General features: G+C 41.1%; 26 protein-coding genes and 1 tRNA gene. 18 read left to right on the top strand and 9 right to left on the bottom strand.

The features are described 5' to 3' along the window. Positions 1–26: 26 nt before the first annotated feature. Positions 27–1,820, bottom strand: coding sequence for a DUF885 domain-containing protein (locus ACM44_RS07290; protein ID WP_048499379.1), 1,794 nt, complete (start codon positions 1,818–1,820; stop codon positions 27–29). 167 nt (positions 1,821–1,987) lie between these two features. On the opposite strand from ACM44_RS07290, the gene ACM44_RS07295 reads away from it, so the two are divergent. From ACM44_RS07295 to ACM44_RS07345, 11 genes are all read left to right on the top strand, one after another. Further along, the gene (locus ACM44_RS07295) at positions 1,988–2,449 is read left to right on the top strand and encodes a hypothetical protein (protein ID WP_048499380.1); all 462 of its coding nucleotides are present in this window, start codon (positions 1,988–1,990) and stop codon (positions 2,447–2,449) included. Positions 2,450–2,644: 195 nt separating this feature from the next. Then, positions 2,645–3,328 (top strand): MotA/TolQ/ExbB proton channel family protein, encoded by a 684-nt coding sequence (locus tag ACM44_RS07300; protein ID WP_048499381.1) that lies wholly within the window; start codon positions 2,645–2,647, stop codon positions 3,326–3,328. Positions 3,329–3,331: 3 nt separating this feature from the next. Continuing rightward, complete coding sequence (locus tag ACM44_RS07305) at positions 3,332–3,730, top strand: ExbD/TolR family protein (protein WP_048499382.1); 399 nt, start codon at positions 3,332–3,334, stop codon at positions 3,728–3,730. Positions 3,731–3,736: 6 nt separating this feature from the next. Next, entirely contained in the window at positions 3,737–4,612 is an 876-nt protein-coding gene (locus ACM44_RS07310; protein WP_048499383.1) for a hypothetical protein, read from the top strand. Continuing rightward, entirely contained in the window at positions 4,612–5,883 is a 1,272-nt protein-coding gene (locus ACM44_RS07315; RefSeq protein ID WP_048499384.1) for a bifunctional folylpolyglutamate synthase/dihydrofolate synthase, read from the top strand. Before ACM44_RS07310 ends, ACM44_RS07315 begins: the two co-directional genes overlap by 1 nt. 36 nt (positions 5,884–5,919) lie before the next feature. After that, positions 5,920–5,994, top strand: a tRNA-Val gene (locus ACM44_RS07320). Positions 5,995–6,177: 183 nt separating this feature from the next. Next, positions 6,178–6,474, top strand: coding sequence for a 2TM domain-containing protein (locus ACM44_RS07325; protein WP_048499385.1), 297 nt, complete (start codon positions 6,178–6,180; stop codon positions 6,472–6,474). A 37-nt stretch (positions 6,475–6,511) separates the two neighbouring features. After that, the gene (locus tag ACM44_RS07330) at positions 6,512–7,837 is read left to right on the top strand and encodes a 2TM domain-containing protein (protein WP_048499386.1); all 1,326 of its coding nucleotides are present in this window, start codon (positions 6,512–6,514) and stop codon (positions 7,835–7,837) included. Positions 7,838–7,844: 7 nt separating this feature from the next. Then, positions 7,845–8,126 carry a 2TM domain-containing protein gene (locus ACM44_RS07335; RefSeq protein ID WP_048499387.1) on the top strand — a complete coding sequence of 94 codons (282 nt, stop codon included), beginning with the start codon at positions 7,845–7,847 and terminating at the stop codon, positions 8,124–8,126. Continuing rightward, positions 8,113–8,391, top strand: coding sequence for a 2TM domain-containing protein (locus ACM44_RS07340; RefSeq protein WP_241477153.1), 279 nt, complete (start codon positions 8,113–8,115; stop codon positions 8,389–8,391). Before ACM44_RS07335 ends, ACM44_RS07340 begins: the two co-directional genes overlap by 14 nt. A gap of 72 nt (positions 8,392–8,463) precedes the next feature. Next, a complete protein-coding gene (locus ACM44_RS07345; RefSeq protein ID WP_083993667.1) occupies positions 8,464–9,207 on the top strand; it encodes a LytR/AlgR family response regulator transcription factor in 744 nt (247 codons plus the stop codon). A 70-nt stretch (positions 9,208–9,277) separates the two neighbouring features. Here ACM44_RS07345 and mnmA read toward each other — a convergent pair whose 3' ends face one another. Further along, complete coding sequence (gene mnmA / locus ACM44_RS07350) at positions 9,278–10,465, bottom strand: tRNA 2-thiouridine(34) synthase MnmA (RefSeq protein WP_048499388.1); 1,188 nt, start codon at positions 10,463–10,465, stop codon at positions 9,278–9,280. A 127-nt stretch (positions 10,466–10,592) separates the two neighbouring features. On the opposite strand from mnmA, the gene ACM44_RS07355 reads away from it, so the two are divergent. Continuing rightward, entirely contained in the window at positions 10,593–11,132 is a 540-nt protein-coding gene (locus ACM44_RS07355) for a hypothetical protein (protein WP_048499389.1), read from the top strand. A gap of 143 nt (positions 11,133–11,275) precedes the next feature. Here ACM44_RS07355 and ACM44_RS07360 read toward each other — a convergent pair whose 3' ends face one another. After that, positions 11,276–11,917, bottom strand: a complete 642-nt coding sequence (locus ACM44_RS07360) for a hypothetical protein (RefSeq protein WP_048499390.1) — start codon at positions 11,915–11,917, stop codon at positions 11,276–11,278. Positions 11,918–12,056: 139 nt separating this feature from the next. Further along, positions 12,057–14,261, bottom strand: coding sequence for a TonB-dependent receptor (locus ACM44_RS07365; RefSeq protein WP_048499391.1), 2,205 nt, complete (start codon positions 14,259–14,261; stop codon positions 12,057–12,059). A 149-nt stretch (positions 14,262–14,410) separates the two neighbouring features. On the opposite strand from ACM44_RS07365, the gene ACM44_RS07370 reads away from it, so the two are divergent. Continuing rightward, complete coding sequence (locus tag ACM44_RS07370) at positions 14,411–14,914, top strand: superoxide dismutase family protein (RefSeq protein ID WP_048499392.1); 504 nt, start codon at positions 14,411–14,413, stop codon at positions 14,912–14,914. A gap of 97 nt (positions 14,915–15,011) precedes the next feature. Here the strand turns inward: ACM44_RS07370 and ACM44_RS07375 are convergent, their stop codons facing one another. After that, positions 15,012–17,531 carry an ATP-dependent Clp protease ATP-binding subunit gene (locus ACM44_RS07375; protein WP_048499393.1) on the bottom strand — a complete coding sequence of 840 codons (2,520 nt, stop codon included), beginning with the start codon at positions 17,529–17,531 and terminating at the stop codon, positions 15,012–15,014. Between the two features lie 163 nt (positions 17,532–17,694). Here ACM44_RS07375 and ACM44_RS07380 point away from each other — a divergent pair, with 163 nt between their 5' ends. The 4 genes from ACM44_RS07380 (at position 17,695) to ACM44_RS07395 (ending at position 20,522) form a co-directional block, all read left to right on the top strand. After that, a complete protein-coding gene (locus ACM44_RS07380) occupies positions 17,695–17,913 on the top strand; it encodes a hypothetical protein (RefSeq protein WP_048499394.1) in 219 nt (72 codons plus the stop codon). Positions 17,914–17,998: 85 nt separating this feature from the next. Then, positions 17,999–19,087, top strand: a complete 1,089-nt coding sequence (locus ACM44_RS07385; protein WP_048499395.1) for a glycosyltransferase family 4 protein — start codon at positions 17,999–18,001, stop codon at positions 19,085–19,087. Between the two features lie 53 nt (positions 19,088–19,140). Next, positions 19,141–19,560 (top strand): SufE family protein, encoded by a 420-nt coding sequence (locus tag ACM44_RS07390; protein WP_048499396.1) that lies wholly within the window; start codon positions 19,141–19,143, stop codon positions 19,558–19,560. Continuing rightward, positions 19,557–20,522: a glycosyltransferase family 9 protein gene (locus tag ACM44_RS07395; protein ID WP_048499397.1), complete on the top strand. Its 966-nt coding sequence runs from the start codon at positions 19,557–19,559 to the stop codon at positions 20,520–20,522. The genes ACM44_RS07390 and ACM44_RS07395 overlap by 4 nt, the downstream gene beginning before the upstream one ends. A 35-nt stretch (positions 20,523–20,557) precedes the next feature. Here the strand turns inward: ACM44_RS07395 and ACM44_RS07400 are convergent, their stop codons facing one another. From ACM44_RS07400 to ACM44_RS07415, 4 genes are all read right to left on the bottom strand, one after another. Further along, the gene (locus ACM44_RS07400; RefSeq protein ID WP_241477154.1) at positions 20,558–21,640 is read right to left on the bottom strand and encodes a mannose-1-phosphate guanylyltransferase; all 1,083 of its coding nucleotides are present in this window, start codon (positions 21,638–21,640) and stop codon (positions 20,558–20,560) included. Positions 21,641–21,642: 2 nt separating this feature from the next. Beyond that, a complete protein-coding gene (locus tag ACM44_RS07405; RefSeq protein ID WP_083993668.1) occupies positions 21,643–22,233 on the bottom strand; it encodes a SprT-like domain-containing protein in 591 nt (196 codons plus the stop codon). 110 nt (positions 22,234–22,343) lie between these two features. Next, positions 22,344–23,693 (bottom strand): TolC family protein, encoded by a 1,350-nt coding sequence (locus ACM44_RS07410; RefSeq protein WP_048499398.1) that lies wholly within the window; start codon positions 23,691–23,693, stop codon positions 22,344–22,346. Positions 23,694–23,733: 40 nt separating this feature from the next. Beyond that, positions 23,734–24,126 carry a hypothetical protein gene (locus ACM44_RS07415; RefSeq protein WP_048499399.1) on the bottom strand — a complete coding sequence of 131 codons (393 nt, stop codon included), beginning with the start codon at positions 24,124–24,126 and terminating at the stop codon, positions 23,734–23,736. 316 nt (positions 24,127–24,442) lie between these two features. Between ACM44_RS07415 and ACM44_RS07420 the strand changes: the two genes are divergently transcribed. After that, positions 24,443–24,721 (top strand): MerR family transcriptional regulator, encoded by a 279-nt coding sequence (locus ACM44_RS07420; RefSeq protein WP_048499400.1) that lies wholly within the window; start codon positions 24,443–24,445, stop codon positions 24,719–24,721. Positions 24,722–25,198 lie beyond the last annotated feature (477 nt).

Consider the following 25,198-nt stretch of genomic DNA (forward strand, 5'->3'; position numbering starts at 1 on the left):
AAATTATTTTGAAATCATAAGGAAATTTACTGTTTCTTAGCCCAGTTTTCCATTTTTCTGTCCAAAACATCCAGTGGAAGGCAGCCCTGGTTCAGCACTTCGTCATGAAATTTTGCCAGACTGAATTTCTGTCCCAGCTGCATTTGGTACTTGTCACGAAGTTCGCGGATTTTCAACGAACCGATTTTATAGCCTAAAGCTTGTCCAGGCATCGCCATATACCGCTCTATTTCTGCGGTCGCGCCTGCTTCGTCATAGGCTATATTGCTCAGAAAATATTTGATCGCCTCTTCTCGAGTCATTTTTCCGGTGTGAATTCCTGTATCCACCACGAGTCGGACCGCACGCAACATTTGGTCGCTCAAATAACCCATTTTTTGGTAAGGATCGGTATAAAGCCCGAATTCTGGACCCAAAGTTTCGCAATAATGCGCCCAACCTTCTCCATAAGCGCCGAACCATCCGAATCGCATGAACTTCGGAAGTTTTGTGTTCTCCTGCTGCAGGGAAATCTGGTAGTGATGACCCGGAATTGCCTCATGTAGAAAGAGTGATTCCATGCCGGAAGTCACATTGTATTTTTTCGGGTCTGGAAGAGGAATATAGAAGATTCCCGGTCTTTTTCCGTCTGGAGTTCCCTGGATGTATTCCGCACTTGCGGTTGCTTCGCGGAATTTTTCGGTTTGTCTAATTTCGAAAGGGGTCTTCGGCGTGACGGAAAACATCGTTTTCAGTTTTGGTGTGATTTTCGTCAAAACTGCATTGAAAGCGTCCAGAACTTCCTTGTTGGTTTTATAAGGCATCGCTTTCGGGTCTTCTTTCAAATGGTTGATGAATTGCTCCAAAGTCCCATTGAACCCCACTTGCTGTTTCACTTTTTCCATTTCGTTTCTCAACATTGCGACTTGCTCCAAACCGATTTGGTTGATTTCTTCGGGTGTTTTTCCAGTGGTGGTCCAGCTTTTCACATAGTATGCATAGATTTCATTTCCTTTCGGCAATGCGTTGATTCCATCTGTATCACGAGCTTTTGGCAAGTATTCGGTTTCCAGGAAATTACCCATTTTCTGATAACTTGGGATGATTTTTTTGGCGATTATGTCCTTAAATAGAACGGTGTATTTATCTTTTTGTTCTGCCGTAAAGTTTTTTGGAAAATGTTTGATGGGGCCAAAAAATATATTTTTGTTAAAGTCAGAAGTGTTGATTTCATCGGCCCTCATCTGTGTAATCATTTTTGCCACGAGTTTTTTCGGCAACACATAATTCGCCTTGATTCCGGCTCTGAAGTTTTCAATCGCCGCATCCATCCAGATTGGAAATTTTTCCACCCTTTTTAACCAATCATCGTAATCTTTCTCGGTTTTAAAGGGCTGGCTTCCCTCGCCACTTCCAAGCAAGGGAAAATCGAGCGGTAATCCACCAAATTGGGTAAAAGGGATGTATTCAGGATGATATGCGTACCGCTCTATTTTGTCTTTTAAAGTGTAATCTAAAACATCATAAACGGTTTTCTGGTCGTCAGTCAAATTGGTGTACTGTACATTTTTCAGTTGTTTTTGCACAGAGTTATAAAATGCAATTTCGCCGGAAATAAAATCTTTGTCAATATTGATCGGCAATTGGTCATTGTACCGCAAATCGCCTTGCGCAGTTGCTTCAAGCGGATAAAGCTTCAGGTATTGTTCATAATAATTGGCAGCGATCGAATCCAGCTGTACCGGTTGGACTTCTGCTAACGGTGTGTCGGATTTCTTGCAGCTTACCACCATTAATGCGAGAATGATAAATGGAATGCTTTTCAAAAAGACTTTCTTCATTTTAAAAATTTTGAAATGCTAAATTAGGAAAAGTTTCGAGATTCAGGTTACACCATGTGAGTTCCCGTAACTTGTCCCCAAAAAAAGTTTTGCACGTTCCACCAATTTTCTATCTTTGCTTAATAAGTTTAATTACCAATTAAATAACACAAATTTTTTCTTTAGAAATGAAAGGGATTTTAAAAATCTACCACCCCGAAGAAACCCTTAAATACAACATCAAAAGCACTTATTGCAAAGCGGTTTATACCAACAAAGAACATTTCCTGGAAGTTGAAATCATTACCGACGATTCTGTGGATCATGTGGATGATGACTCGCTACAGTATAATTTTCCGCAGCTTTCTCTGAATGTTTTTGATTTCCCAATCGATGATTCAGAAATTGCGGGGAAAACCTTTACAATTAATGATTCTGATGAGGAAACCTATACCGATGTGGACCTTTTTGATGACGAAGACGCCTATCTTTATGACAGCGAACTCTCCTTTGAAAAGGATGATGATGGCGAACTTCAGCTTTGTTGGAAGGGGAATATCGACGATTTCTACACCGGTTCCGAAGATCCCATTCCGTTTAAGTTAAAATGCAATTTCAAACAGGATGAAATTGTGGTGGAAGAGGACTAGTTGGTCAAATTTTGATCTGCGCTTTTTCCAAAGGATTTTCCTTCATTAAAGCTAATTTTAATGATGGGAATCCCATTTTTCTGAAAAAATAACCCGCCTTGAATTTACAAGCCATTTCATTGACCACCTTTAGCGTCCATGTTTTGCAATATAAAGAAGGTTATTCCGTTAGTTTTTAATAAAAAATAATTTTAAATGTTTCTACAAACCGCCGTTCAACCCATGAATCCTCAAGCACAGGAAACCGTTTTTTCTTTCTGGAAAATCATGTTTCATGGGAACCTTTTTGCAAACGTGGTGATGATCACTGTTCTCGCCTTAGGTGTTTTTGCTTTATACATCTTTTTCGAAAGACTATTTTACATCAATCGGATGCTTAAGATCAACGACATCAATTTGATGAACAATATTGCAGACATGCTTCAGGAGGGAAAAATCCAGGCTGCGGTGGATTATTGTGAAAGACAGAATACGCCGGAAGCGAGAATTTTGGAAAAAGGAATTACCAGAATCGGAAGACCGATTTCAGATATTGTGAGCGCGATGGAAAGCCAGGGGCAGATTGAGGTTTCTAAATTGGAAAAAAATCTGAACTTATTGGCTTCGGTTCCGAGTTTGGCACCGATGTTGGGACTTTTGGGTACAGTAATCGGAATCATCATGACTTTCTTTGCCATGTCCAATGCTGAAGGGTCATTTTCCCCCAAAACTTTATCAGAAGGGATTTATACAGCTTTGGGTCAAACTGCGACCGGTTTGGCGGTGGCGATTCCTTCCAACTTTTTTTACAACTTGCTATTGACCAAAATCGATAAGTTTGTCCTGAAAATCCAGCACCTTTCTACTGATTTCCTGGACATTATCAATAAGCCCGCCTAAAAAATGAACTTTAAAAGAAGAAATAAAGCAAATCCTGATTTCAGTCTTGCCGCAATGGTGGACGTAATTCTATTGTTGCTCATCTTTTTTATGGTGACCTCTTCTGTGGCGAATCAAAGCGCGATTGATGTGAAATTACCGAAAGGCGACGTGCAAAACCCAAACATACCTAATGAAATGGTGGTCTCCATTAAGGAAGACGGTACTTATTTTGTAGATGATCAACCGGTGAAAAAGGAAGATTTGGAATCAGTGGTGGTGAAAAACATGCAAAATGCTAAAAATAAATCATTTACGATTCGTGCGGACAAAAATTCACTTCACAAAGACGTGGTTTTTGTGATGGAGATTGCGGAAAAGCACAAGCTGAATATAGCAATTGCCACCTCCCGCGAAGAATAAGAAAGAATGACCAGTTACAATTATTACGATAAAGATGACAGCAAGGATCAGCTGAAAAGTGCCATAATCACTGGAATTATTTGGGCACTGATTCTCCTTTTTGTCTTTACCTATACCATTAGGCAGCATATTCCCGAGAAGAAGGAAGTGGTCACCACTATGCTCATCAACTTCGGTGACAATCGAAACGGAAATGGCGAAGAAGAACCCGCTTCACAAGATGGGAGTCTGGCTGCAAAAAGCGATGAAACCGTTGCTGAACCAGTTGCCGAACCCACTCCCAATACAAAACTGGAACCCGCTCCAGAACCTGCGAAACCCGCCAAAGAAAAGATTATAACCGGAGACAACGCCAAAGTTTCCGCCCCTAAAATTGAAAAAGCCACGGAAATAAAAACAGTCGCAAAAGCATCTCCAAAGAAAGAGACCTCTGCTAAAACTCCGGGTACGAAAGCTTCTGCGGCAAACTCCGGCACAGGAACAGGGGATGGAAAAGGAACTGCCGCAATAGGAAACTTGATCAAGGGAAGAGGAACAAAGCCCGGAACTCAAGGAAAAGACGGCATTGCAGGAAATGCAGGCGATCCACTTGGCGGTGATGGAAACGGGGACAGCAAAATCGGTGTGGATCGAAAACTCGTCGGATTTATTCCCGGAACCATGGGAAGAGGCGGCGCACAACCGTCGCACAACTGTTCGGCAAGCGGAACTATCAATATTGCTTATACCGTGGATAAAGCCGGAAATGTGATTTCCGCAAAACGTGCAAGCGGCGTTTCAGATCAATGTGTGGTGAATACGTCCGTGGATTGGGTGAAACGATATGTGAAGGCGGAAAAAGCAAGCTCTGCTTCCACAGGAACTTACAGGATTACTTTTTAATGAGCGACCAGAACCTCATACCCCAGTCCTCCGACTTTAAACAAAGTTATCAAGAATCCATCGAATGGCTTTTCGTGCAGATGCCGAATTACCAAACAGACGGACAAAAAGCCTACAAACCTGGGCTTGACAATATCACCAGACTTTGCGCCTATTTCGGAAACCCGCAAGATAAAATCAAAACCATACACATAGGCGGAACTAATGGAAAAGGTTCCACGAGCAACATGCTGGCTTCGGTTTTGCGGGAATCGGGATATAAAGTCGGGTTGTACAATTCTCCGCATCTGATTGATTTTACAGAGAGAATCAAAGTTAATGGCGAGAATTGCGACAAGGAATTTGTCTATGACTTTATCCAAAAACTCAGGAAACTGCCCGAAGAAATTCGTCCGTCTTTTTTTGAATTTACCACGATTATGGCGTTTGAATATTTTTACCAACAAAAAGTGGATTATGCCATCATTGAAGTCGGTTTGGGCGGAAGACTGGATTCCACGAATATCATCCATCCTTTGGTTTCTGCAATCACAAATGTGCAGCTCGATCATCAGAATATTTTAGGGAACACGATCGAAGAAATTGCAAAAGAAAAAGCGGGTATCATCAAGGAGAATGTTCCGATTATTTCAGGAGACGAAAATGATACGGTAAAAAATATAATTTCTGAGACCGCTAGAAAAAGAAATACCTCATTCATTGATGCGACCTTAATTACACCCAATTTTAAGTCCGATTTGAAGGGAAATTACCAGAAAAAAAATATCCGGGTCGTTTTGGCTTTGGTGGAAGAATTGAGAAAACAGGGTTTGGAAATTTCCAATGAAAATGTAATGAACGGCTTAATGAATGTTCACCGTAACACCAATTTCATCGGTCGCTGGTTTGAATTTTCAGATAATCCACTTACCATTTGTGATACCGCACATAACCAGGCCGGATTGGAGATGGTTTTCGAGCAACTAAATGCGATTTCTCGATTTAAGCATATTGTTTTAGGTTTTGTGAACGATAAAAAAATCGATGAGGTTTTGCAGATTCTTCCGGGAAATTCCACCTTTTATTTTGTGAAACCGGCGATCAGCCGTGGTCGACATCCGTCAGATTATGAAAACTTGCTCAAGAATTCTAAAATAAACTACAAAATTTTTGACGATGTGGAAAGTGGGTATCTTTCTGCAAGACAAGCTATTAAAAAAGGCGAAATGATATTTATCGGCGGAAGTAACTTTGTAGTGGGAGAATTTTTAGAAAAAAATTTGTCAAAATAAAAAAACCTTGTATATTTGCCGAACCAAAAACGGAAAGGGTTCTTAGCTCAGTTGGTTCAGAGCATCTGGTTTACACCCAGAGGGTCGGGGGTTCGAATCCCTCAGGACCCACTTTCAAAACAAAATCTCACAGCAATGTGAGATTTTTTTGTTTTTCCACTATCCTTTTTCTATCAGTTCCCATTCGGTTTCCAAAATCTACCCTTCGGTAAGAAAATGTTTGAATGCAGCGAAAACCGAAATACCTTTACGCCATTAAAAATCAAAGGGATTTTCCCATAAAAAAGTGAAAAAATGAGAACATACAGCAATAGCGCCGCAGAACACCAAAAGTTCTTAAATGCCCAACGAAAAGTAAGAAAAATAAGAGGATTTTATATTCACTCGGCGGTTTACGTGCTTGTAAATTGCACAATTATCTTTGGGAACCTTTATGAAAATGCTGCAAATCTTTTTAATTTCGATACCTATGCGACTGCATTTTTCTGGGGAATCGGATTGCTTGCACATGGACTCTCCGTTTTCGGGGCAGACCGGATTTTTGGTAAAGCCTGGGAAGAAAGAAAAATTCAGGAGTATTTGAAGAAATAATTTCCACAGGAACTCAAAAATTTCATAATTTTAGAAAATGACTAGAAAAGAAACCATCACGCTGCTTTGGGTTTCCGGCATCACCGGATTGTTTTTCTTCCTGTTTTTCTCGGATGAAAAATCTCTGCAGAACCTGGTAATCAGCTTTTTGGTCGCATCGCTTTACAGTTTCCTGATCGGTGGCGGAAATGGTTTGGTCAATAGTTTTCTGAGCAAGAAATACTCATGGATCGACCAGACCAGAACGCGGACTGTATTAGGCATGATCGCTATTTTGCTGGTGAATGTGGTGCTGGTTTTGTTTTGTAATTATGTCAATTTTGTCCTGATTCAGGGAATATCCCCGGCTGGTTTTTTTAAAGGATCCATAGGATTTGTAAACTGGCTGATTATCAATATCGCTTTGCTGATTTCCACGTTCCTGCATGCGAGAAGTTTCATGAACGAGTGGAAAAAGGCATCCCGAAAGGAAGTGGTGGAACAGAAACTCATCGCCAAATCTGCAAACGCGCAGTTTGAATCTTTGAAAAACCAACTCGATCCGCATTTTCTTTTTAATTCGCTGAATGTTTTAAGTGCTTTGATTGATGAAAACCCCAATCAAGCACAAAGCTTTACCTCGGCAATGTCCAAGATTTATAGATATGTTTTGGAGCAAAAGGATAAAGACCTGGTCACCGTGGAGGAAGAGATCGATTTTGCGAAAACCTACTGCGATCTGTTGAAAACTAGATTTGAGGACAGCGTGAGTTTTGAATTTCTGGTGAATGATGGAGACAGAAAGGGATTTGTGGTTCCGCTTTCGCTGCAATTGTTGTTGGAAAACTGCATAAAGCACAATTATGCGACTTCCGCAAAACCATTGACCATTAAAATTTATTCTGAGAACGGGAATCTCATCATCGAAAACAACCTTCAGGCGAGAGAACAGGTGAAAGAAAGCGCAGGAATCGGACTTGCAAATATCGTTCAACGCTATTCTTTAATGACGAAAAGGAATGTCTTTATTGAAAAATCTGAAAGCCATTTCAAAGTAAAAATTCCAATTCTAACTGAAAAAATCACAGAAATGAATACCCAAAACACCATCGAAATGGCGGCCTATGAGAAAGCCGCAAAAAGAGTAGAGGAGCTCAAAGGATTTTATGGAAACCTGATCTCTTACTGTATTTTCATCCCGTTTTTGTTCCTGATCAACTGGAAAACTTCACCCCATTATTGGTGGGCATTTTGGCCGATGTTCGGTTGGGGAATCGGGGTGATTTCTCATGCAATTAAAACGTTTGGAATTGGCAATAACTGGGAAGAAAAGCAGATCCGCAAACTGATGGAAAAAGAGCAGAATTCCGGAAACTGGAAATAATTTTGAAATGGAAAATTCTAACGAAAACTTAAAGTATCTTCGTGCCCAAAGGAGATTGAAGCAACTGAAAGGGTTTTATATCCATCTAGCAGTTTATTTAATCATCAATCCGGTCATTATTTTTGCGAACAGCAAAAAACATGGGTTTGCAGATGTGATGACCTATTCCACTGCGATTTTGTGGGGATTGGTAATCATCATTCATTTGGTAAGCGTATTTTTCTTTCGGAATTGGGAAGAAAAAAAGATGGACGAACTCCTGAAAAAATATCATAATGATGGAAAATAACATTCAATATCAAAGGGCGAAAAAACGGGTGAAAGAGATGAAAGGATTCTATATCCATGTTACCGTTTTCGTCATGGTGAACCTGCTTTTGTTCGGCCTAAATTTCAGCAAAGGATCAGAGATTGCATATTGGAGTTTTCTCACCCCTTTACTTTGGGGGATTGGGTTGCTTGCTCATGCGCTGTCTGTCTTTCTACCGAATTTTATTTTCGGAAAAGATTGGGAAGAAAGGAAAATTAGGCAGTTTATGCAGAAGAATCGGTAATTTCAATACAGCAATAGATTACTGGATATTTCTTAAACAACCTTCAACAATTAAACTTTTTCAAAAAAAATTATGATCCGCATCGCCATCATCGAAGATGAAAAACCCGCCGCAAGAAAACTCGAAAGATTATTGGGTTTATTTGCTGATTTAGAATTAGTTGCAACGATAAATTCCGTGGAAGAAGGAATTGAGTGGTTTTCAGAAAATCAGCATCCGGATCTGATCTTTTCGGACATTGTTTTGGGCGACGGACTGTCTTTTGACATCTTTGAAAAAGTTCCCACCAAAAGTTTCATTATTTATACCACCGCTTTTGACCAATATACTTTGAAAGCATTCAAACTCAATTCCATCGATTATCTTTTAAAACCCATTATGGAAGAAGATTTGAAAAATGCCATTGAAAAGTATAAAAGTTTCTTACCCACTGCAAGTCCTCCTAATTCACACGAAATCAAAGATTTAATTAAAAGTGATAAACAACAGCTTTCGCGGATTTTAGTTAAGATCGGCTATAATTTGAAAATCGTTCAGACTGATGAGGTTTCCTGTTTTTTCAGCGAAAACAAAATTGTTTATCTGCAAACAAAAGAACGGACTTTCCCCACGGATTTCACTTTGGATGAATTGCAGGAAGTTCTGGACGAAAAGAAATTTTTCCGTGTGAACCGACAGTTTATCCTCAACTCGGATTATATCAAAAATATCCACACTTCGCCTTATTACAAAGTCGAACTCCATTTTCAGCCGGAGGAAGAAATCACGGTAAGCCGAGATCGCGTGAAGGATTTCAAGGATTGGTTGAGCAGATAAGCTGATTAATCGAAACAGATCCAAGAAGTCTGAAAAAAATAGATTTTCCCTGATTTGGTCTTCCGGTTTTCTAAGAAATCACGCCGCTTCCCAACAATTCATCCCCCAAATACCAAGCGGCAAACTGTCCTTCGGCAATCGCGGATTGCGGATTTTCAAACTCGATGAAAAAACCGTCTTCAAACTGATAAAGTGTAGCATTTTCCAAAGGTTGCCGGTATCGGATTCTTGCCTGTACTTTCATAGATTCTCCATTTTTTAGGCGCAGATCTTCCCGAACCCAATGAACTTCGGTGTTTTCTATTTTTAAGGCTTTGCGGAAAAGTCCGGGGAAATTTTTTCCTTCGCCCACAAAAAGCAGATTGTTTTGCATGTCGCGATGGATAATGAAGCAAGATTCTTTATGTCCGCCAATTCCCAAACCTTTGCTTTGACCGATGGTGAAGTAATGTGCACCTTGATGTTTTCCGATCACTTTTCCGTCCGTTTTTCGGTAATCTATCTTTTTTGAGAGAAACTGCAATTCATCCAATTTTGATGAAAATGCGGGCTTTTCTTGATGAAATTCAAAGAAATCATCAAAAATTTCTACAATTTCGCCCTCTTTTGGTTCCAGTTGTTGTTGAAGAAATGTGGGCAAACTCACTTTGCCGATAAAGCACAGCCCTTGCGAATCTTTTTTATCTGCAGTTACCAATCCGATTTCTTTTGCGATTTCGCGAACTTCGGGTTTGGTCAGTTCACCGATTGGGAACAATGCTTTCGAAAGCTGCTCCTGATTCAGTTGACACAAAAAATATGACTGATCTTTATTGTGGTCTTTTCCGGCCAGCAAATGGAAAACCTCCTGACCATTTTCGTCAAAAGTGGAATCAACTCTTGCATAATGTCCGGTTGCGACTTTATCTGCACCTAAAGAAAGTGCGGTTTTCAAAAAAACATCGAATTTCACTTCTCGGTTGCAGAGCACATCCGGATTTGGGGTTCTGCCTTTTTGGTATTCGGCGAACATATAATCCACGATTTTTTCTTTGTAAAGTTCGCTCATATCGATGACCTGGAAAGGGATTCCCAGTTTCTGGGCAACCATCAAAGCATCGTTGCTGTCCTCGATCCACGGACATTCGTCCTCCAAAGTGACGGATGCATCGTTCCAGTTTCGCATGAAAAGTGCAATCACTTCATGCCCTTGCTGTTGTAAAAGATAGGCGGCTACAGAAGAATCGACACCGCCGGAAAGTCCTACTACTATTTTCATAAAAATGCTACGCTTTCGTCAAGGGAAAGTTTGGCGGCGCAAATTTACGATTTTAAATACTATCGATACTTTATTGAAATAAATAATATAAATTTGGATCATAGAAATTGCTATTGAAACAGTTATGATGAAAAAAATACTTTTATTTTCCTTGATGTTTTTTGGGTTGATGTGGAATGCGCAAATCAGTGGTTCATCCAAAATCGGAGATGGTGACTCGAAATGGACTTTCGGCGGATATGCCGGTTTAGGGGGATCCTTCGGTAGCGGCGGCGGTGGAACCACGGTTTACATCACACCGAGAGTTGGATACAGAATCACAGATGATTTCGAGGCTGGAGTTGCCGGAAGTTTCTCCTGGAGCAATTCTTCTTATTATTCCTCCACCATGATTGGGGTTGGTCCTTTTGTGAATTACTATTTTTCCAGAAGTTTCTTTTTGGGTGGAATGTTCCAGGAATATTTCATAAACCAAACCAATAAATCGACCGATCAAAAATACTCTGGAAATGAAGCTGCGCTCTATCTCGGCGGCGGCTATATGCAGCAATTGGGCAATAGAACCTATATTCAGATTGGCGGAATGTATAATGTGCTTTACCAAAAAGAAAAATCCGTTTTTGGTGGTGGATTTGTTCCACAGGTGGGGATTGTGTATGGATTATGATATTTTTTTCGTTCCGCTGATTTCACAAATATCGCAGCTTGCAGAAACTTAAAGTTGATCTGCTAAATCCCACGAAATACGAGGGGAATTAAACAAAAAAATCTCCCGAATTTTCAGGAGATTTCGTCATTATTAAAATTAAGTTACGGTTTATTGGCCAGAAAATATTCCGCTTCCGCTTTTCCCCAGTTTGGGTCGAGTGAAGTTTTGGTTTTGTAAACATTAAACTGGTCCAAAGATTTCTGGAACAATTCCAATCCCCTGGTTTTGCTGCCGCCAAACTGTTCCGGAGTGAAATAGGTGTCTTCTGCCTTCATCAAGGTGATTCGCGGATTTTCGGAATCTAATTTTTCAGCCTTGCTTAGCGCTTCTGCAGCCAACATTCCTTCGCTCATAAAACGTTGCTGTGGATTCACCATCATTTTCAGGCCATGAACCATTTTTTGCAGAATCAGGATTTCCGGATTGTCTTTGCTTAGTTCTGATGCCTTGTCCAAATTTTTTTGCGCCTCGTCCGCAATTGGATCTAAATCTGCGGTTCTTCCTTCGCGCATCGCGATTCTCCCTTTTTGGATCGAGGAAAACGCGGCGTAATAATAGGGAAGCCATTGTGTTTTCTCCTTGTCGCCGATTCTGGTAAAATCATTGGAAAGCGCGGTGAAATCGTCTGCCGAAAGATGGCTTTCCACTTTGGCTACTTTTTCGCTCATCGCCTTTTCATAAGCGGTTTGTGCAAATGCGGTAACTCCTATGAACAGCACAGTTGCTAAGAATAGTTTTCTCATTTTATTGGAATTTAATTGTTGTTGTTTTGATGAATCAAAGGTATTTCAAAAGTTTATTACTGAAAATTAATTTTTTCTGATGGGTTGAAATGGGTTGCTGAATTGCATTTTCGTCACTCTAATTTCGAAGTTCACATTTCTAAAGATTATTATTGATTGCATCATTCGTCTTATCCACTCCAAAACTGATGAAAGCGCCTACAAAAACAAACGTATTCACCGGCGGCAATACCGCAGAGCTTCTCAATCCGTCATTCGAAAACTGGTATCCATAGATATTTTTATTTCCTAAGATATTGGACACGCTTAAAACAAATACCGTAAACGCTTTGGAATCCTTTTTACCCAAATTCGGCAGGTAATTCAGGCTGAAATTTAATCCGCTGTAATCTTTCACGGTTCCTTCCTGCCGAAGAATATTGGTTCCGTTTTGCGAAACGATGTCATAATACGGTCTTCCGGAAGCATAAGTGTAGGAAAGGTTGAAACCCGTTTTCCAGTCGGTCACGAATTTCTTCGCCACTATGGAAAGCGTATGTTTTGCGGCAAAGCTTGGCGTGAGCGAAACAGGATAGTTCATAAAGTCTCTTTTGGTGTCTAATAATGAATAAGAAATCCAGTAGTCGATGTTTTTAAAGGTCTTTTTGTCTCGCCAAAAAATTTCTGCACCTTTGGCAATTCCGTTTCCATCATTGTTAATAGCGGTTTGAACGTATTGATCTCCAATGGTTTTGGTCAGTTTTTGATAATCCTTGTAAAATGCTTCTAGCCGGAAACTTCTTCCTTCAGAGGTTTTCTGCACCTGGAAAATGTAGTGTTCCGCTTTTTGGAAAGTTAATGGCGCTTCGGAATTCAAATATTTGCTTTCAGGATTTTGGTAGAAAATTCCGTAAGCCAGTGAAGAGGTCCAATCTTTTGCCAGTCGATAAGCCAAAGCCAATCTGGGAGCAAAATTGGTTTTATTCAAATAGGAAGAATGCTCTACCCTTAAACCGACTTTTGCCGAAAGATTATTGCTGAATCCCATATCAGTTTCTGCAAATCCCGAAGAAATCAAATCGGTGTAGTTTTTCCCAAAATTATTGGTTTCATGGGCATTATTGAATTCAAATCCGCCACGAACGGCACTGATTCTGTTAATTTTCCGTTCCATAACCGTTTTAAGGTTGAAATAATTTCCCTTGTTGTTGAAATCGGTTTGAGGCGTTTCTAATTCATTTTTAAAGGTTGAAAAATGAAGTTTGGAATCATTTAATGAATAAGATGTACCAACATTCAGCAAATAGCTGCCTAATTTTTGCCTAAATGAAAAGTTGTGATACATATTGGCGGCATTCAAATCTACTTTGGTCTGATCATATTCCGGTTCCAGACTCAATGATTTTACAGCCATTTGGTTCTTGTCAAAATTCATGTAATATTTCAGCATGCCACCGGATTTGGTCTTTATCCTAAAATTGGCATCGCCTCCAAAACCTTGCGCGGGTTTGGTAAAATTGGTATTGTATTTGAAAATTTTTTGAATCAAATCCAGGTTGAAATAACTCAAACTCGTTCCAAATGAATAGGTTTTTCGGTCGGAAAGTTTCTGGTAACTTCCGCTCGCGAAAAGGGGAGAAATCCCAAAATCGTAAGAAGTGGTAGAGGGCAGATCCACACTTTCTAAAATCAAAACTCCGGAAAGCGCCTGTCCGTAGATCGCGGAATAACCGCCACTTGAAAAGATATTTCCTCTGAACAAAGAGGTGTTGAAGCGGTCTCTTCCGGCAATTCCCGGAACCGAATTTGAAAAATAGTTGTTGATTAAACTTCCGTCCATAAAGATTTTGGTTTCTGCACCGGTTCCGCCCCGAACGAAAAGTCCTTCGCTTTCTCCTACTTTCTGAACCCCCGGAAGATAGTTTAGTGCCGATGAAATTTGTCCATCTGCTCCCGCGGTGGTGTAAATGTCGATTGGAGTGAGCAGCGCGGTTGCTCTTTTTTTGTCACTTGCTTCGATGGCACCTGCGGAGATTGTCACCGCCGCAATTTCTGAAATCTGTTCTTTAAGATCTGCATTCGCGGTTAACGGTTCATCGCCGATGGAGATGGATTTTTCAACCTCCTCAAATTTCGGATTGGAAAAAACCAGGGTTTGATTTCCTTTTTCCGTGGTTTGAAAGGAATAATTTCCCTTTTCATCAGTGGTGGCTCCGTCATAAGTGTCTTTTAAGGTCACGGAAATATCTTTGACGCCCTTGTTCTTGAAGTTGACTTTTCCGGAAATGGTAATTTGCGCATTCAGCATAAAGCTTAAAGTGGTGAAAAGCAGGATGGTAAGATTTTTGATGCTTTTGTGTTTCATGGAATTTGATTTTTACGGTTCAAAAGTAAAGTCAAATATTTTGCTGTAAAAGTAATTTATTCTGAAACGTCAAAAATTGGGACTGAAAGGTTTTTTTGGAAAACTTTCCTTAAATTGGAAACATCATAAACAATTAAAAAAATACTATTATGAACGCCACAAAACTATCATTGCTTGCATTGAGCGGAGTTTTGGCTGTATCTTGCACTACTACAAGAAATTACGCCATCGACGCAAAAAGCGGAACCAATACCCAGGGAACCGTGAAGTTTGTACAAACGGGAAAAACCGTGAAAATGGATTTGAATGTCTATAAATTAACCCCGGGAATTCACGCGGTCCACATCCATGAAAAAGGGGATTGCTCCGCAGCAGATGCTAGTTCCGCAGGTGGCCACTGGAATCCGACCTCTCATCAACACGGAAGATGGGGAACCGGCGAGTTCCATATTGGCGATATTGGAAATTTGAATGCGGACCAAGACGGAACTGCCAGAAAAGTTTTCAGCACAGACAAATGGTGCATCGGCTGCAAAGATGAGTCCAAAAACATCCTCGGTAAAACCTTGATCATCCATGCCAAAGAAGATGATTTCCATACCCAACCGACCGGAAATGCCGGAGGAAGAGTGGGTTGCGTGGAAATTAAATGAGGTGGTTTTAATTCAAGCAATTTTTCGAACGATTTGCTACCCAATAAAAAACACCCTGTCAATTTTGACAAGGTGTTTTTCTATTTATTTTGATAGGTTACTTCGCGGTTTCCTTTTTCTTCGCGGCTTCTCCTTCCAGCGCATCTTTTGCTTCGTTCAGTTTCAAGACTACCGTTTCTCCTTCTGAAAGTTGCTTGTTTACCAACATTTCTGCCAATAAGTCTTCGATGTATTTTTGGATGGCACGTTTCAGTGGTCTTGCTCCAAAATCTTTGTCCCAACCTTTTTCCGCGATAAAGTTTTTGGCGTCTTCGGTCAGTTCCACATGATAGTTGAGTTTTTCGAGACGTTTGTACAATTTGCCCAATTCCAGATCGATGATTTTCGAAATATCTTCTTTTTCTAGGTTGTTGAAAATCACAATGTCGTCAATTCTGTTCAGGAATTCCGGAGCAAATGCTTTTTTCAAGGCATTTTCAATCGTACTTCTCGCTCTTGCATCAGATGTGGATTTCTTCGCAGAAGTGCCAAATCCGACTCCATCACCGAAGTCTTTCAGATCTCTGGTACCGATATTGGAAGTCAAAATCACAATCGTATTTCTGAAGTCGATTTTTCTTCCCAAAGAATCGGTGACGAAACCTTCATCCAAAATCTGCAGCAAAATGTTGAACACATCCGGATGCGCTTTTTCAATTTCGTCTAAAAGCACCACCGCATAAGGTTTTCTGCGAACCGCTTCGGTCAACTGACCGCCTTCTTCATAACCCACATATCCCGGAGGCGCACCAACCAATCTGGAAACGGCGAATTTTTCCATGTATTCGCTCATGTCGATCCGGATTAATGCATCGTCGGAATCGAAGAGTTCTCTTGCCATGACTTTCGCCAATTCGGTTTTTCCTACGCCGGTTGTTCCAAGGAAGATAAAAGTGCCGATTGGTCGGTTCGGATCTTTCAGTCCGGCGCGGTTTCTTTGAATGGCTTTCACCACTTTTTTCACCGCATCTTCCTGTCCGATTACTTTCCCGTTCAGCATCTTGTCCATTTGGGCCAGTTTGTCGAGTTCGTTTTTGCCTACTTTCGTTACAGGGATTCCACTCATCATGGAAACCACTTCTGCCACGTTTTCTTCGGTGACGACTTCTTTTTTCTCTTTCACGCTTTTGTCCCAGGTTTCCTGAGCCAAATTCAATTCTATCTGCAATCTTTCCTCTTCGTCCTTCAGTTTTCGGGCTTCCAGGTAATCCTGTGCTTTAACTGCTTTCTGTTTTTGTTCCTTGATTTCCTCAATTTTCTTTTCGTGTTCGATGATTTCAGTCGGAACCTTCATGTTTTTGATATATACCCTTGAACCTGCTTCGTCTAAAGCATCGATGGCTTTATCCGGCAAAAACCGGTCGGTTATATATCTCGCTGTTAAATTAACACATGCGTGAATGGCTTCATCGGTGTAAATAACGTTGTGATGATCTTCGTACTTGTCTTTAATTTGATTTAAAATCTGCACCGTTTCCTCAATCGTGGTGGGTTCCACCATTACTTTTTGGAAGCGTCTTTCCAGTGCGCCATCTTTTTCGATATACTGTCGGTATTCATCCAAAGTAGTGGCACCGATGCATTGGATTTCCCCTCTCGCCAGAGCTGGTTTGAACATGTTTGATGCGTCCAGACTTCCGGTGGAACTTCCTGCTCCCACGATGGTGTGCAGTTCGTCGATAAACAAAATCACGTCGCGGTTTTTTTCAAGCTCGGTCATGATGGCTTTCATTCTTTCTTCGAACTGGCCACGGTATTTTGTTCCGGCCACCAAACTCGCCAAATCTAGGGTAATCACTCGCTTTCCGAAGAGCACCCGGGAAACTTTTTTCTGTTGAATCCGCAAAGCCAATCCTTCTGCAATTGCTGATTTTCCGACACCCGGTTCACCAATTAAAAGGGGATTATTCTTTTTTCTTCGGGACAAAATTTGGGAGACCCGTTCGATTTCCTTTTCACGGCCAATCACGGGATCCAGTTTTCCGTCTCTTGCGAGTGAAGTGAGATCTCGTCCGAAATTATCCAAAGTCGGGGTTTTGCTTTTTCCTGTGCCGATATTTCCGGTCGGTTTCCTCATTTGCCCGAATTCTTCCCTTTCCTCATCGTCGTCATAGGCGCTCATTTTCGGATTTTGCCCTGAGTTTTTGAGCATGTTTTGGTATTCACGGGAAACCCTTTCATAGTCAATATCATAAGAGCTTAAGATATTGGTGCTGGGATCTTCAGATTTGTACAGGATTCCCAAAAGGAGGTGTACTGTGTTGATTTCGGTTCCCTGGTATTGTCTGCATTCCAGTTCCGAACGTTTCACGGCCTGATCCGCCATTTTGGTAAATGAAATCTTGTCGCTGTCCATTGAAAAAGGATTCAGGCTTGCCACGGCCATTGTTTCAATCTTTCTTCTAATCTGTGTTAAATCCGCCCCTAAGTTTTGAAGGATTTCTTTCGCTGAATTTTCGGTTTTAATGATTCCTAGCAGGAAGTGCTCGGTATTCAGAAATTCGCTCTGTAAACGCCGTGCTTCGTTTTTGCTTTGTTTGAACACCTGGTCCAAACCGCTGGAAAATTTATGATCCATAATATATTCGTCTCAATCTAATTATTAAAGATAAAAAATAATCTTTAAGTCTATTTCAAAGTTACAAATACTTTACCAAAAATAAATAATGACTTTATGGCAGAAAATATTTTCACATATCGCTGGAAATGACTAGGTTTGTCACCCCAAAATTTTAGATATTATGAGTCCGGAAATTACTAATTTCGTAGGTTATGGAGCATCATTTTTCGTGGTATTGAGTTTTATTTTGAAAGACCTGCGAAAAATCAGAATTGTGAATCTCGTCGGTTGTATGTTGTTTGTAATCTATGGGATTTATAGCAATTATCTATGGCCAATTATTATTCCAAATGCGATTTTATGCGGGATTCAGGTTTTTCATTTGGTAAAGAAGAGTTAGATTTGCTTTAGGGCATTTCTTTTTCACGGATGCATGATTTTTTCTTGAAATCGCGGCAATCCAATATTTTCTTTAAATTTCAGCAATGAAAGTTATAGTAAGCGTTTTCAACAATCTATTGACAGACCAACGTGTAGAAAAGGTTTGCAGGACTTTGCATGAAAACGGCTTCCAGATTGAACTGATCGGCAACGATTGGGGTGGACTTCCCGACATGGAGCGGCCTTATTCTTTCTCCAGAATCCCCTTAAAGTCCAATTCTTTAAAGCTCGCCTATCCTGAATTTAACTGGAAACTCCACAATATCCTTTCGAAAAGGGCCGATAAGGACACGATTCTCCTCTCCAATGATCTGGATACGCTTTTGGCTAATTATTTGGTTTCCAAAAAATTAGGAATTCCTTTGGTTTTTGACAGCCACGAAATTTTTACAGAAATGCCTTCGCTCAACGGCCGGTTTACCCAGAGAATATGGCGAACATTGGAACAAGCCATCGTTCCAAAACTTGAGTTTATGATGACCGCCAGTGAAAGTTATGCCGATTGGTTTGCAAAAACATACGGAATTGAGAGACCGGTGGTCGTTCAGAATTTCCCGGCGAAGATGGAGAATCCGCAAAATTATTCGGAGATCAATTTCAAGAAAATCATTCTTTACCAAGGAGTTATCAATCCTTCAAGAGGTTTGGACAAAATGATTCCAGCGATGAAAATGATTGAGGATGCGGAATTTTGGGTTTGTGGAGATGGCCCCAGAAAACAGGAATATTTGGCTTTGACCCAATCTTTAGCGCTGGAAGAAAAAGTGAAGTTTTTGGGCAAGCTTTTACCGGAAAAGCTGCGTGAAATAACCCGGAAAGCGGATGTGGGATTAAGTATTGAAGAGAACAATGGGCTCAGCTATTTTTATTCCATGCCGAATAAAGTTTCTGACTATATCCAGTCCAGAGTTCCGGTGGTGGTTTCTAATTTTCCGGAAATGGGAAAAGTCATTGATCGCTTTCAGGTGGGTGAAAAATTAAACAGTCATGAGGAACTCGCCGAAAAAATAAATATCGTTTTGGAAAACGGGAAAAAATTTTACGAAGATGCTTTAAACAAAGCCTCCGAAGAACTTTGTTGGGAGAAAGAGTCACCGAAAATCATTTCGCTTTTTAAAAAATTATTGAAATAAGGGAGTCTCGTTTAAACACCCTTCAAACCTCCAACTTTTCTTATCTTTGCATCATGACCATCAAAGAAAAACAACAGCAGCTTGTTGACGAATTTGCCTTTTTAGACGACTGGGAGCAGAAGTACGAATACATCATCGATTTAGGAAAAGAGTTGAAGGGACTTCCGGAAGATAAAAAGACCCCGGAAAACCTGATCAAAGGTTGTCAGTCGCAGGTATGGATTGATGCCGAGTTCAAGGAGGGCAAACTGTTTTTCAATGCCGACTCCGACGGGATTTTACCTAAAGGCATCGTCTCACTTTTGGTTTCGGTTTACAGTGGCCATACCACCGCCGAAATTCTGGATTCGGACTTTAAATTCATTGAGGAAATCGGATTGCAGGAATTTCTTTCGCCTTCCAGAGCAAATGGTTTGATGGCAATGACCAAACAGATCAAATTTTACGCAGTTGCTTTCCAATTAAAGAAATGACACAGATTTTAGCATATCGGTTTTCCGCTTTTGGCGATGTGGCCATGACGGTTCCCGTATTTACAGAATTTCTGGAACAGCATCCGGAGGTACAAATCGTGATGGTTTCCCGCAAAAATTTCAAGGATCTGTATGAAGGGATTCCAAATCTGATTTTCAAAGGCGTGGATTTGGAGGATTACAAGGGATTTTTCGGAATGTGGAAACTTTCAAAGGAATTGCTCAAAGAATTTCAGTTTGAATATGTTGCAGACCTGCATGATGTCATTCGGGCCAAAATTCTGGACCGGATTTTTAAGTTGAAGGGAAAACAGGTATTCAAAATCGACAAAGGGAAAAGCGAGAAAGAAAAACTCACCGATATCTGGAATCTCCAGAAAACACCACTTAAACTTACCACTGAAAGGTATGCCGATGTTTTTCGCGAAATGGGATTCAAGGTGGAGCTTTCGCATGAGTTGAGGCCAAAAAGCGTGCAGAAATCGGGAATTGGAATTGCTCCTTTTGCACAGCATCATGGAAAAATGCTGCCCACCGAAAAGACTTTCGAAGTCGCAAAAATCCTTTCAAAGCAACATAAGGTCTATTTTTTTGGAGGTGGAAAAAGTGAAATGGAAACTTTAAACAGCTGGCAGCAGCAAATCCCAAACTCCGAAAATCTAGCCGGAAAACTCACTTTAAATAAGGAACTCGAGAAAATCTCAGAACTCGAGCTGATGATTTCCATGGATTCCGCGAACATGCATTTGGCCAGTTTGGTCGGAACAAGATGTGTGTCGATTTGGGGTTCCACGCATCCTTTCGCGGGATTTCTCGGTTATGGGCAAAGTGAAAAGGATGTGGTACAAATCAACGATTTGACTTGCAGGCCTTGCTCGGTTTTTGGAGACAAAGAATGTTACCGAGGCGATTGGGCCTGTTTGGAGGAAATTAAGGTTCAGCAGATTATTGCTAAAATCTAAAAAAAAATCCACTCAGTTCTGAATGGATTATTTGTTTACATGAATTTTTCGCCTTTTTTCAGGGTCCGCAAATCCTGGACATATTCCTTGATTAGCTGATCATTATCCAGCGGACAAATCAGCAGCGCTTTGTCGGTGTCCACAATGATGTAGTTCTTCAATCCATCAATGATTGCCGCCTTGTTCTTGCTTTTAAACCGAATGATGTTTCCCTTCGAATTGTAGGTCATGATGTGTTTCGATTTGATGGCGTTTTTGGATTCATCTTTTTCCGCGTTTTCATAGACGGAAGTCCAGGTTCCCAAATCGCTCCAACCCAAATCGGCAGGAATCACGTATACATTTTGGGCTTTCTCCAGAATTCCGTTGTCAATCGAAATCTTGTTGACTTTCGGATAAATCAGATCGATGCAGGCGGATTCGCCTTTTGCATTGTATTCGCAACTTTGAAAATGCTGAGACATTTCCTCCAAATAGACATCGAAAGCCGCGAGAATAGATTTCACATTCCAAACAAAAATCCCAGCATTCCACAAGAAATCGCCGCTTTCTAAAAAGGTTTTGGCAATTTCCAGGTCCGGTTTTTCGGTGAAGGTCTTCACCTTAAAATATTCGGAACCCTTTTTTTCTACAAACTGAATGTAGCCATAACCGGTATCTGGACGTGTCGGCTTGATTCCCAAAGTGATGAGGTAGTCATTTTTTTCTGCAAGATTAAATGCGAGTTCCACTTTTTGCAGGAAGATGTTTTCCTTTAAAATCAAATGGTCTGCAGGAAGCACGATCATATTTGCATTCGGGTTCAGATCGGCAATTTTTTTCGCCATGTAGATATTGCAGGCGGCGGTATTCTTCATCATCGGTTCCCCCACGATATTTTCGGGGTTTAATTCGGGCAGCTGACTCGCGGTGAGCGAAACGTATTCCCTGTTGGTGATGACGAAGATGTTTTCTTTTGGAACCACTTGGCTGATTCGGTCATAGGTTTGCTGAATCATCGTTCTGCCGGTTCCCAAAATGTCCTGAAACTGTTTTGGATATTTTTGGGTGCTCATCGGCCAGAATCTGCTGCCAATTCCTCCTGCCATGATGACGCAGTAATTATTTGATAATGTCATGATTAATTCAATTTTTCCACTCTTGCTAATGGTTTGAAAATATAAATTTTCCCGGTATCGAGGTTTTTGCAAAGATAGTTAATTTTACGCTTTTCCTGGATGATGTAGGTGTGTTTGCGATAAAGGAAGCGGTCGCCGATATTCAGGTCTTCAATATAGGAGCTTTCATCGTGGAAGTCTTCGATGTGGAAGTATTTCACCAGCTCCGGACTCGCCATGAAGTTGGCTTTTGGTGATCGGGAAAACTTTAGGATCATGGGTTTCAGATCTTCCGCATAGACTGAAATACTTTCCAAAAGCATCTCGCGGAAGGTGTGCTTCCATTCCGCGCCATGGGGAAAAATTTTGCGGCCGAATTGTTCGAAAGCGATCAAATGGGCCAGTTCGTGAGTGAGCACAAAAAAGAAAAGTTGCGGCTGAAGCGTGGAATTGATCGTGATCTGGTGGGACTTGTCGGGCATTTTCCGGTAATCGCCCAGCTTGGAGTTTCTGCCTCTGGTTATTTTGATGTGGATATAGTATTCGCCGAACCACTTCCGAAGAAAAGGCAGTGCGTTTTCGGGCAGATATTTTTCTAAAGAAGAGACAGACACCTGAAATACAAAATATAGATTACGAAGGGTGAAAATAGGACTAATAGTTGCAACTTCAAAATTAATTTGCAAATTCTGTTTCCACTTCTGCCATCTTTAGCTTTCGTCTTTTATAGGCTCAATGGAATTCCCGCATAGAAATTCAGCAGCTTCATGCTGAAGAGGTAGTTGTATTTCGCCTGTGCAACCGAACCTTGCGCATTGGCGTAATTGTTTCTGGCAATATTCAGGTCATAGATGGTGGTTCGGCCGGCTTCGTAACTCTTTTCCGCGAAATCCAGGGCTAGTTTTGAACTTTTTTCTGCTTCCATTGCTGCGAGGTAAGCCTGATAATTGCTTTCTGCATCAAACTGTGCTTTTTGCACATTCTGCAAGACCTCCTGTTTTTGCTGCTGCAGGGTGGTTTTGGCGATCTCTTCGTTGATTTTTGATTGCTCCACATTCAGGCGGGTGATTCCCTTGTTGAAAATGGGAATGCTCGCAGACAAGCCCAGTTGCTGGCCGAAGTTGTCTTTGTACTGTTTGAAAAAACTGCTTTCCTTGATTGGGTTTCCATTGATGTCTATCCCCGCGGTATTGGTAACCAGAGAATTGAAGTAGGAAGTCCCGATTCCGGCGGATGCAGAAACAGTCGGCCAGAATGCGGTTTTGGTAATTTCGGTTTGGGCTTCGGCAGATTTTATTCTGGTTTCCGCAGCCTTAATTTGCGGCTGATTTTCAAAGGCCTGAGTGATGATGTTTTCTGCGGAGTATAACGGTGCGTCTAAAGCAGAAGTGACAGGAACATCCTGGATGTCAAAGCTTTTGTAATCTGGCAGCTGAAGCAGCATTGCCAGGGAAAAAAGACTTCTTTTCGTATTGATTTGTGCGGTTTTCACATTTTGTTTTTCTCTAGCCAAAGCGGCTTCCGCTTCCGCCAAAACAGTTTGAGAGGTGGTTCCTACTTCAGTGGTTATTTTTGCCCTTTGGTAGAGTTTTTCGGCGTTTTCAAGTGCGCTGCTGGAAATTTTGGTGATTTCTCGGTTGAGCAGCACGGACAGATATTGCTGTGCGATTTGGAGGGAGATATCGTTTTTCACGCGGTCCAGGTCAAACTGACTTGCTTGCACGTCATATTCGGATTTTCTGATGTTTTTTTCCAGTCTGCCGTGGTTGAAAACCAGAATGTCTGCACCTACCCCCGCACTGTTGGTGAAATTATCATTTCTGTTGCTGTTTCCAAAAACATCTCTTCCCTGCCCGAAATTCACATTATTATTGATATTTCCCGAAACTGTTGGGAGGTACTGTTTTTTTGAAACCTGCAGGTTGTTATCTGAGATTTTTCTTGAAAACTGGTTCTGCATGACCTGCAGGTTATTTTCAACCGCATAGTTCACACATTCCTGCAGCGTCCATTTCTTTTGGGAAAACGCAAGAACCGAAAGGAAAGTAAAAACGAAAAGTGCCGACTTTTTCATTAAGGATTTTAGTGGATAAGACGAAAAAACCCTGATTTTGTTACAGTGAATTTTTCAATTCTGTAATCCTGGTCATCACCGGCATGGAGAAAATCCCGCTTCGCTGCAGATAAGTTTCGTAAAAAACCTTTGCTTTTTCGGCGAAATCTTTGTTTGGGGTTTCTTTGTTTTTAAAATAGAAGAGGTGTCCCAAGAGTTCAAAATAGGGAATGTGGTGTGAACTGTCTTTGGCGTCGATCAGCGCGGTGATTTCTTCCGGGGATTTTGCGGAAAGCTCCTCAAAAGTCATTTTGAAGGTGTCATTCATATTGGTTTCGAAGGTTCTTTGCAGTTCTTCGGGGAGTGTTCCTTCATTTTTTCCGAGGAGGAGTGTGGCCAGCATTTCGCTGAACTGTTTTACGATGCGGATGATGTAGTCTTTGTCGTGGATCATGGGATGGAGTTAACGGTTGTTTTTAAGTGGATCAATTTTGGCGGATGATGTTTTAGCCGCCGAAATAGAAGCCAAAGGTACGGAAGTGGTGCTCACTGTGCAATGCGGCCGGTTTTAAAGTGCGTATAAATGTTCGGTTTTGTGCAGCGGTTTTGCAGGATGGATTGCCATGACGCCGGAGTGGTTTGCCGGATGTATGTTGCTGTGCGACAATATACTATGGAATGGGGGGTGGAGGATATTGGTAAAAAGGGGTGAAAACACGGTGGTTTGGTATTGTTTGAAAGGCTAATTTTGAATCATAAAACTAATAACCATGGAATCTTTATTTAATTTAAGCATGGCGAAGCTTGAGCAACTGCATGCCGAACAGCAGCAACTGCACCGCCAAATCGAACGAGGACAATTTCCGTTTACTGAAGCGCTGATTCTGGAGGAATCCGAACTGGCGAAGTTCCTGCAGGTGACCACGCGCACGATGCGCAAGTACCGCAAGCAGAAGTGTTTTCGGTACATCAAACTTGGGGGGCGAATCTTTTACTTAAAGCCATTGCTGTATGTTGATCTGGTGCAGCTATGCCGGCAGATCAAATAGGTGGCATGGTGTAAATGCCAGTTCTAAAAAGACCTAATGAAAGGAAAGTTTTTTTAAGATGGCATTCATATGGAATGCAAACTTTCTTTGATCTGTCTTTCTACACAGATACTGCTCCTCCGGAGCATTTGGTGTTGTTTTTAGAAATAGAAATCCCGGTAAAATGGTTGAGGCATACGTAAATTCTTGGTATTTTTAATGTGTTTCAACGTGGTTTTCTGACCACCAAATCATTAAAAACAGAATAGCTCCGTAGGAGTTTGAAGTTTGTAGCCACCTATAAGTACAGCATGACGGCACTTCGTAGAAGTGCGAAGTTATTTTGGCGGTTTCGTATGTGTAGAAAGCCGGAAGGACAGCACCCAAAAGGCGTTAATGGCGACAACGTTTCACTCCTACGGAGTGATTGGTCTGCAACCGTATCAGAGCTACAAACTTCTCACTCCTACGGAGTGGTGATTTCCAACCATATCAGAG

The sequence above is a fragment of the Chryseobacterium koreense CCUG 49689 genome (assembly GCF_001045435.1).
In the GTDB taxonomy this organism is placed as follows: domain Bacteria; phylum Bacteroidota; class Bacteroidia; order Flavobacteriales; family Weeksellaceae; genus Kaistella; species Kaistella koreensis.

Coding starts and splice junctions, on each gene's coding strand:
- ACM44_RS07325 (WP_048499385.1), top strand. CDS start 6,178: ATGAGAACATACAGCAATAGCGCCGCAGAACACCAAAAGTTCTTAAAT.
- ACM44_RS07335 (WP_048499387.1), top strand. CDS start 7,845: ATGGAAAATTCTAACGAAAACTTAAAGTATCTTCGTGCCCAAAGGAGA.
- ACM44_RS07355 (WP_048499389.1), top strand. CDS start 10,593: ATGAAAAAAATACTTTTATTTTCCTTGATGTTTTTTGGGTTGATGTGG.
- ACM44_RS07380 (WP_048499394.1), top strand. CDS start 17,695: ATGAGTCCGGAAATTACTAATTTCGTAGGTTATGGAGCATCATTTTTC.
- ACM44_RS07395 (WP_048499397.1), top strand. CDS start 19,557: ATGACACAGATTTTAGCATATCGGTTTTCCGCTTTTGGCGATGTGGCC.
- ACM44_RS07410 (WP_048499398.1), bottom strand. CDS start 23,693: ATGAAAAAGTCGGCACTTTTCGTTTTTACTTTCCTTTCGGTTCTTGCG.
- mnmA (WP_048499388.1), bottom strand. CDS start 10,465: ATGAAAATAGTAGTAGGACTTTCCGGCGGTGTCGATTCTTCTGTAGCC.
- ACM44_RS07295 (WP_048499380.1), top strand. CDS start 1,988: ATGAAAGGGATTTTAAAAATCTACCACCCCGAAGAAACCCTTAAATAC.
- ACM44_RS07300 (WP_048499381.1), top strand. CDS start 2,645: ATGTTTCTACAAACCGCCGTTCAACCCATGAATCCTCAAGCACAGGAA.
- ACM44_RS07365 (WP_048499391.1), bottom strand. CDS start 14,261: ATGAAACACAAAAGCATCAAAAATCTTACCATCCTGCTTTTCACCACT.
- ACM44_RS07290 (WP_048499379.1), bottom strand. CDS start 1,820: ATGAAGAAAGTCTTTTTGAAAAGCATTCCATTTATCATTCTCGCATTA.
- ACM44_RS07330 (WP_048499386.1), top strand. CDS start 6,512: ATGACTAGAAAAGAAACCATCACGCTGCTTTGGGTTTCCGGCATCACC.
- ACM44_RS07375 (WP_048499393.1), bottom strand. CDS start 17,531: ATGGATCATAAATTTTCCAGCGGTTTGGACCAGGTGTTCAAACAAAGC.
- ACM44_RS07345 (WP_083993667.1), top strand. CDS start 8,464: ATGATCCGCATCGCCATCATCGAAGATGAAAAACCCGCCGCAAGAAAA.
- ACM44_RS07370 (WP_048499392.1), top strand. CDS start 14,411: ATGAACGCCACAAAACTATCATTGCTTGCATTGAGCGGAGTTTTGGCT.
- ACM44_RS07420 (WP_048499400.1), top strand. CDS start 24,443: ATGGAATCTTTATTTAATTTAAGCATGGCGAAGCTTGAGCAACTGCAT.
- ACM44_RS07400 (WP_241477154.1), bottom strand. CDS start 21,640: ATGACATTATCAAATAATTACTGCGTCATCATGGCAGGAGGAATTGGC.
- ACM44_RS07360 (WP_048499390.1), bottom strand. CDS start 11,917: ATGAGAAAACTATTCTTAGCAACTGTGCTGTTCATAGGAGTTACCGCA.
- ACM44_RS07310 (WP_048499383.1), top strand. CDS start 3,737: ATGACCAGTTACAATTATTACGATAAAGATGACAGCAAGGATCAGCTG.
- ACM44_RS07315 (WP_048499384.1), top strand. CDS start 4,612: ATGAGCGACCAGAACCTCATACCCCAGTCCTCCGACTTTAAACAAAGT.
- ACM44_RS07340 (WP_241477153.1), top strand. CDS start 8,113: ATGATGGAAAATAACATTCAATATCAAAGGGCGAAAAAACGGGTGAAA.
- ACM44_RS07390 (WP_048499396.1), top strand. CDS start 19,141: ATGACCATCAAAGAAAAACAACAGCAGCTTGTTGACGAATTTGCCTTT.
- ACM44_RS07385 (WP_048499395.1), top strand. CDS start 17,999: ATGAAAGTTATAGTAAGCGTTTTCAACAATCTATTGACAGACCAACGT.
- ACM44_RS07305 (WP_048499382.1), top strand. CDS start 3,332: ATGAACTTTAAAAGAAGAAATAAAGCAAATCCTGATTTCAGTCTTGCC.
- ACM44_RS07415 (WP_048499399.1), bottom strand. CDS start 24,126: ATGATCCACGACAAAGACTACATCATCCGCATCGTAAAACAGTTCAGC.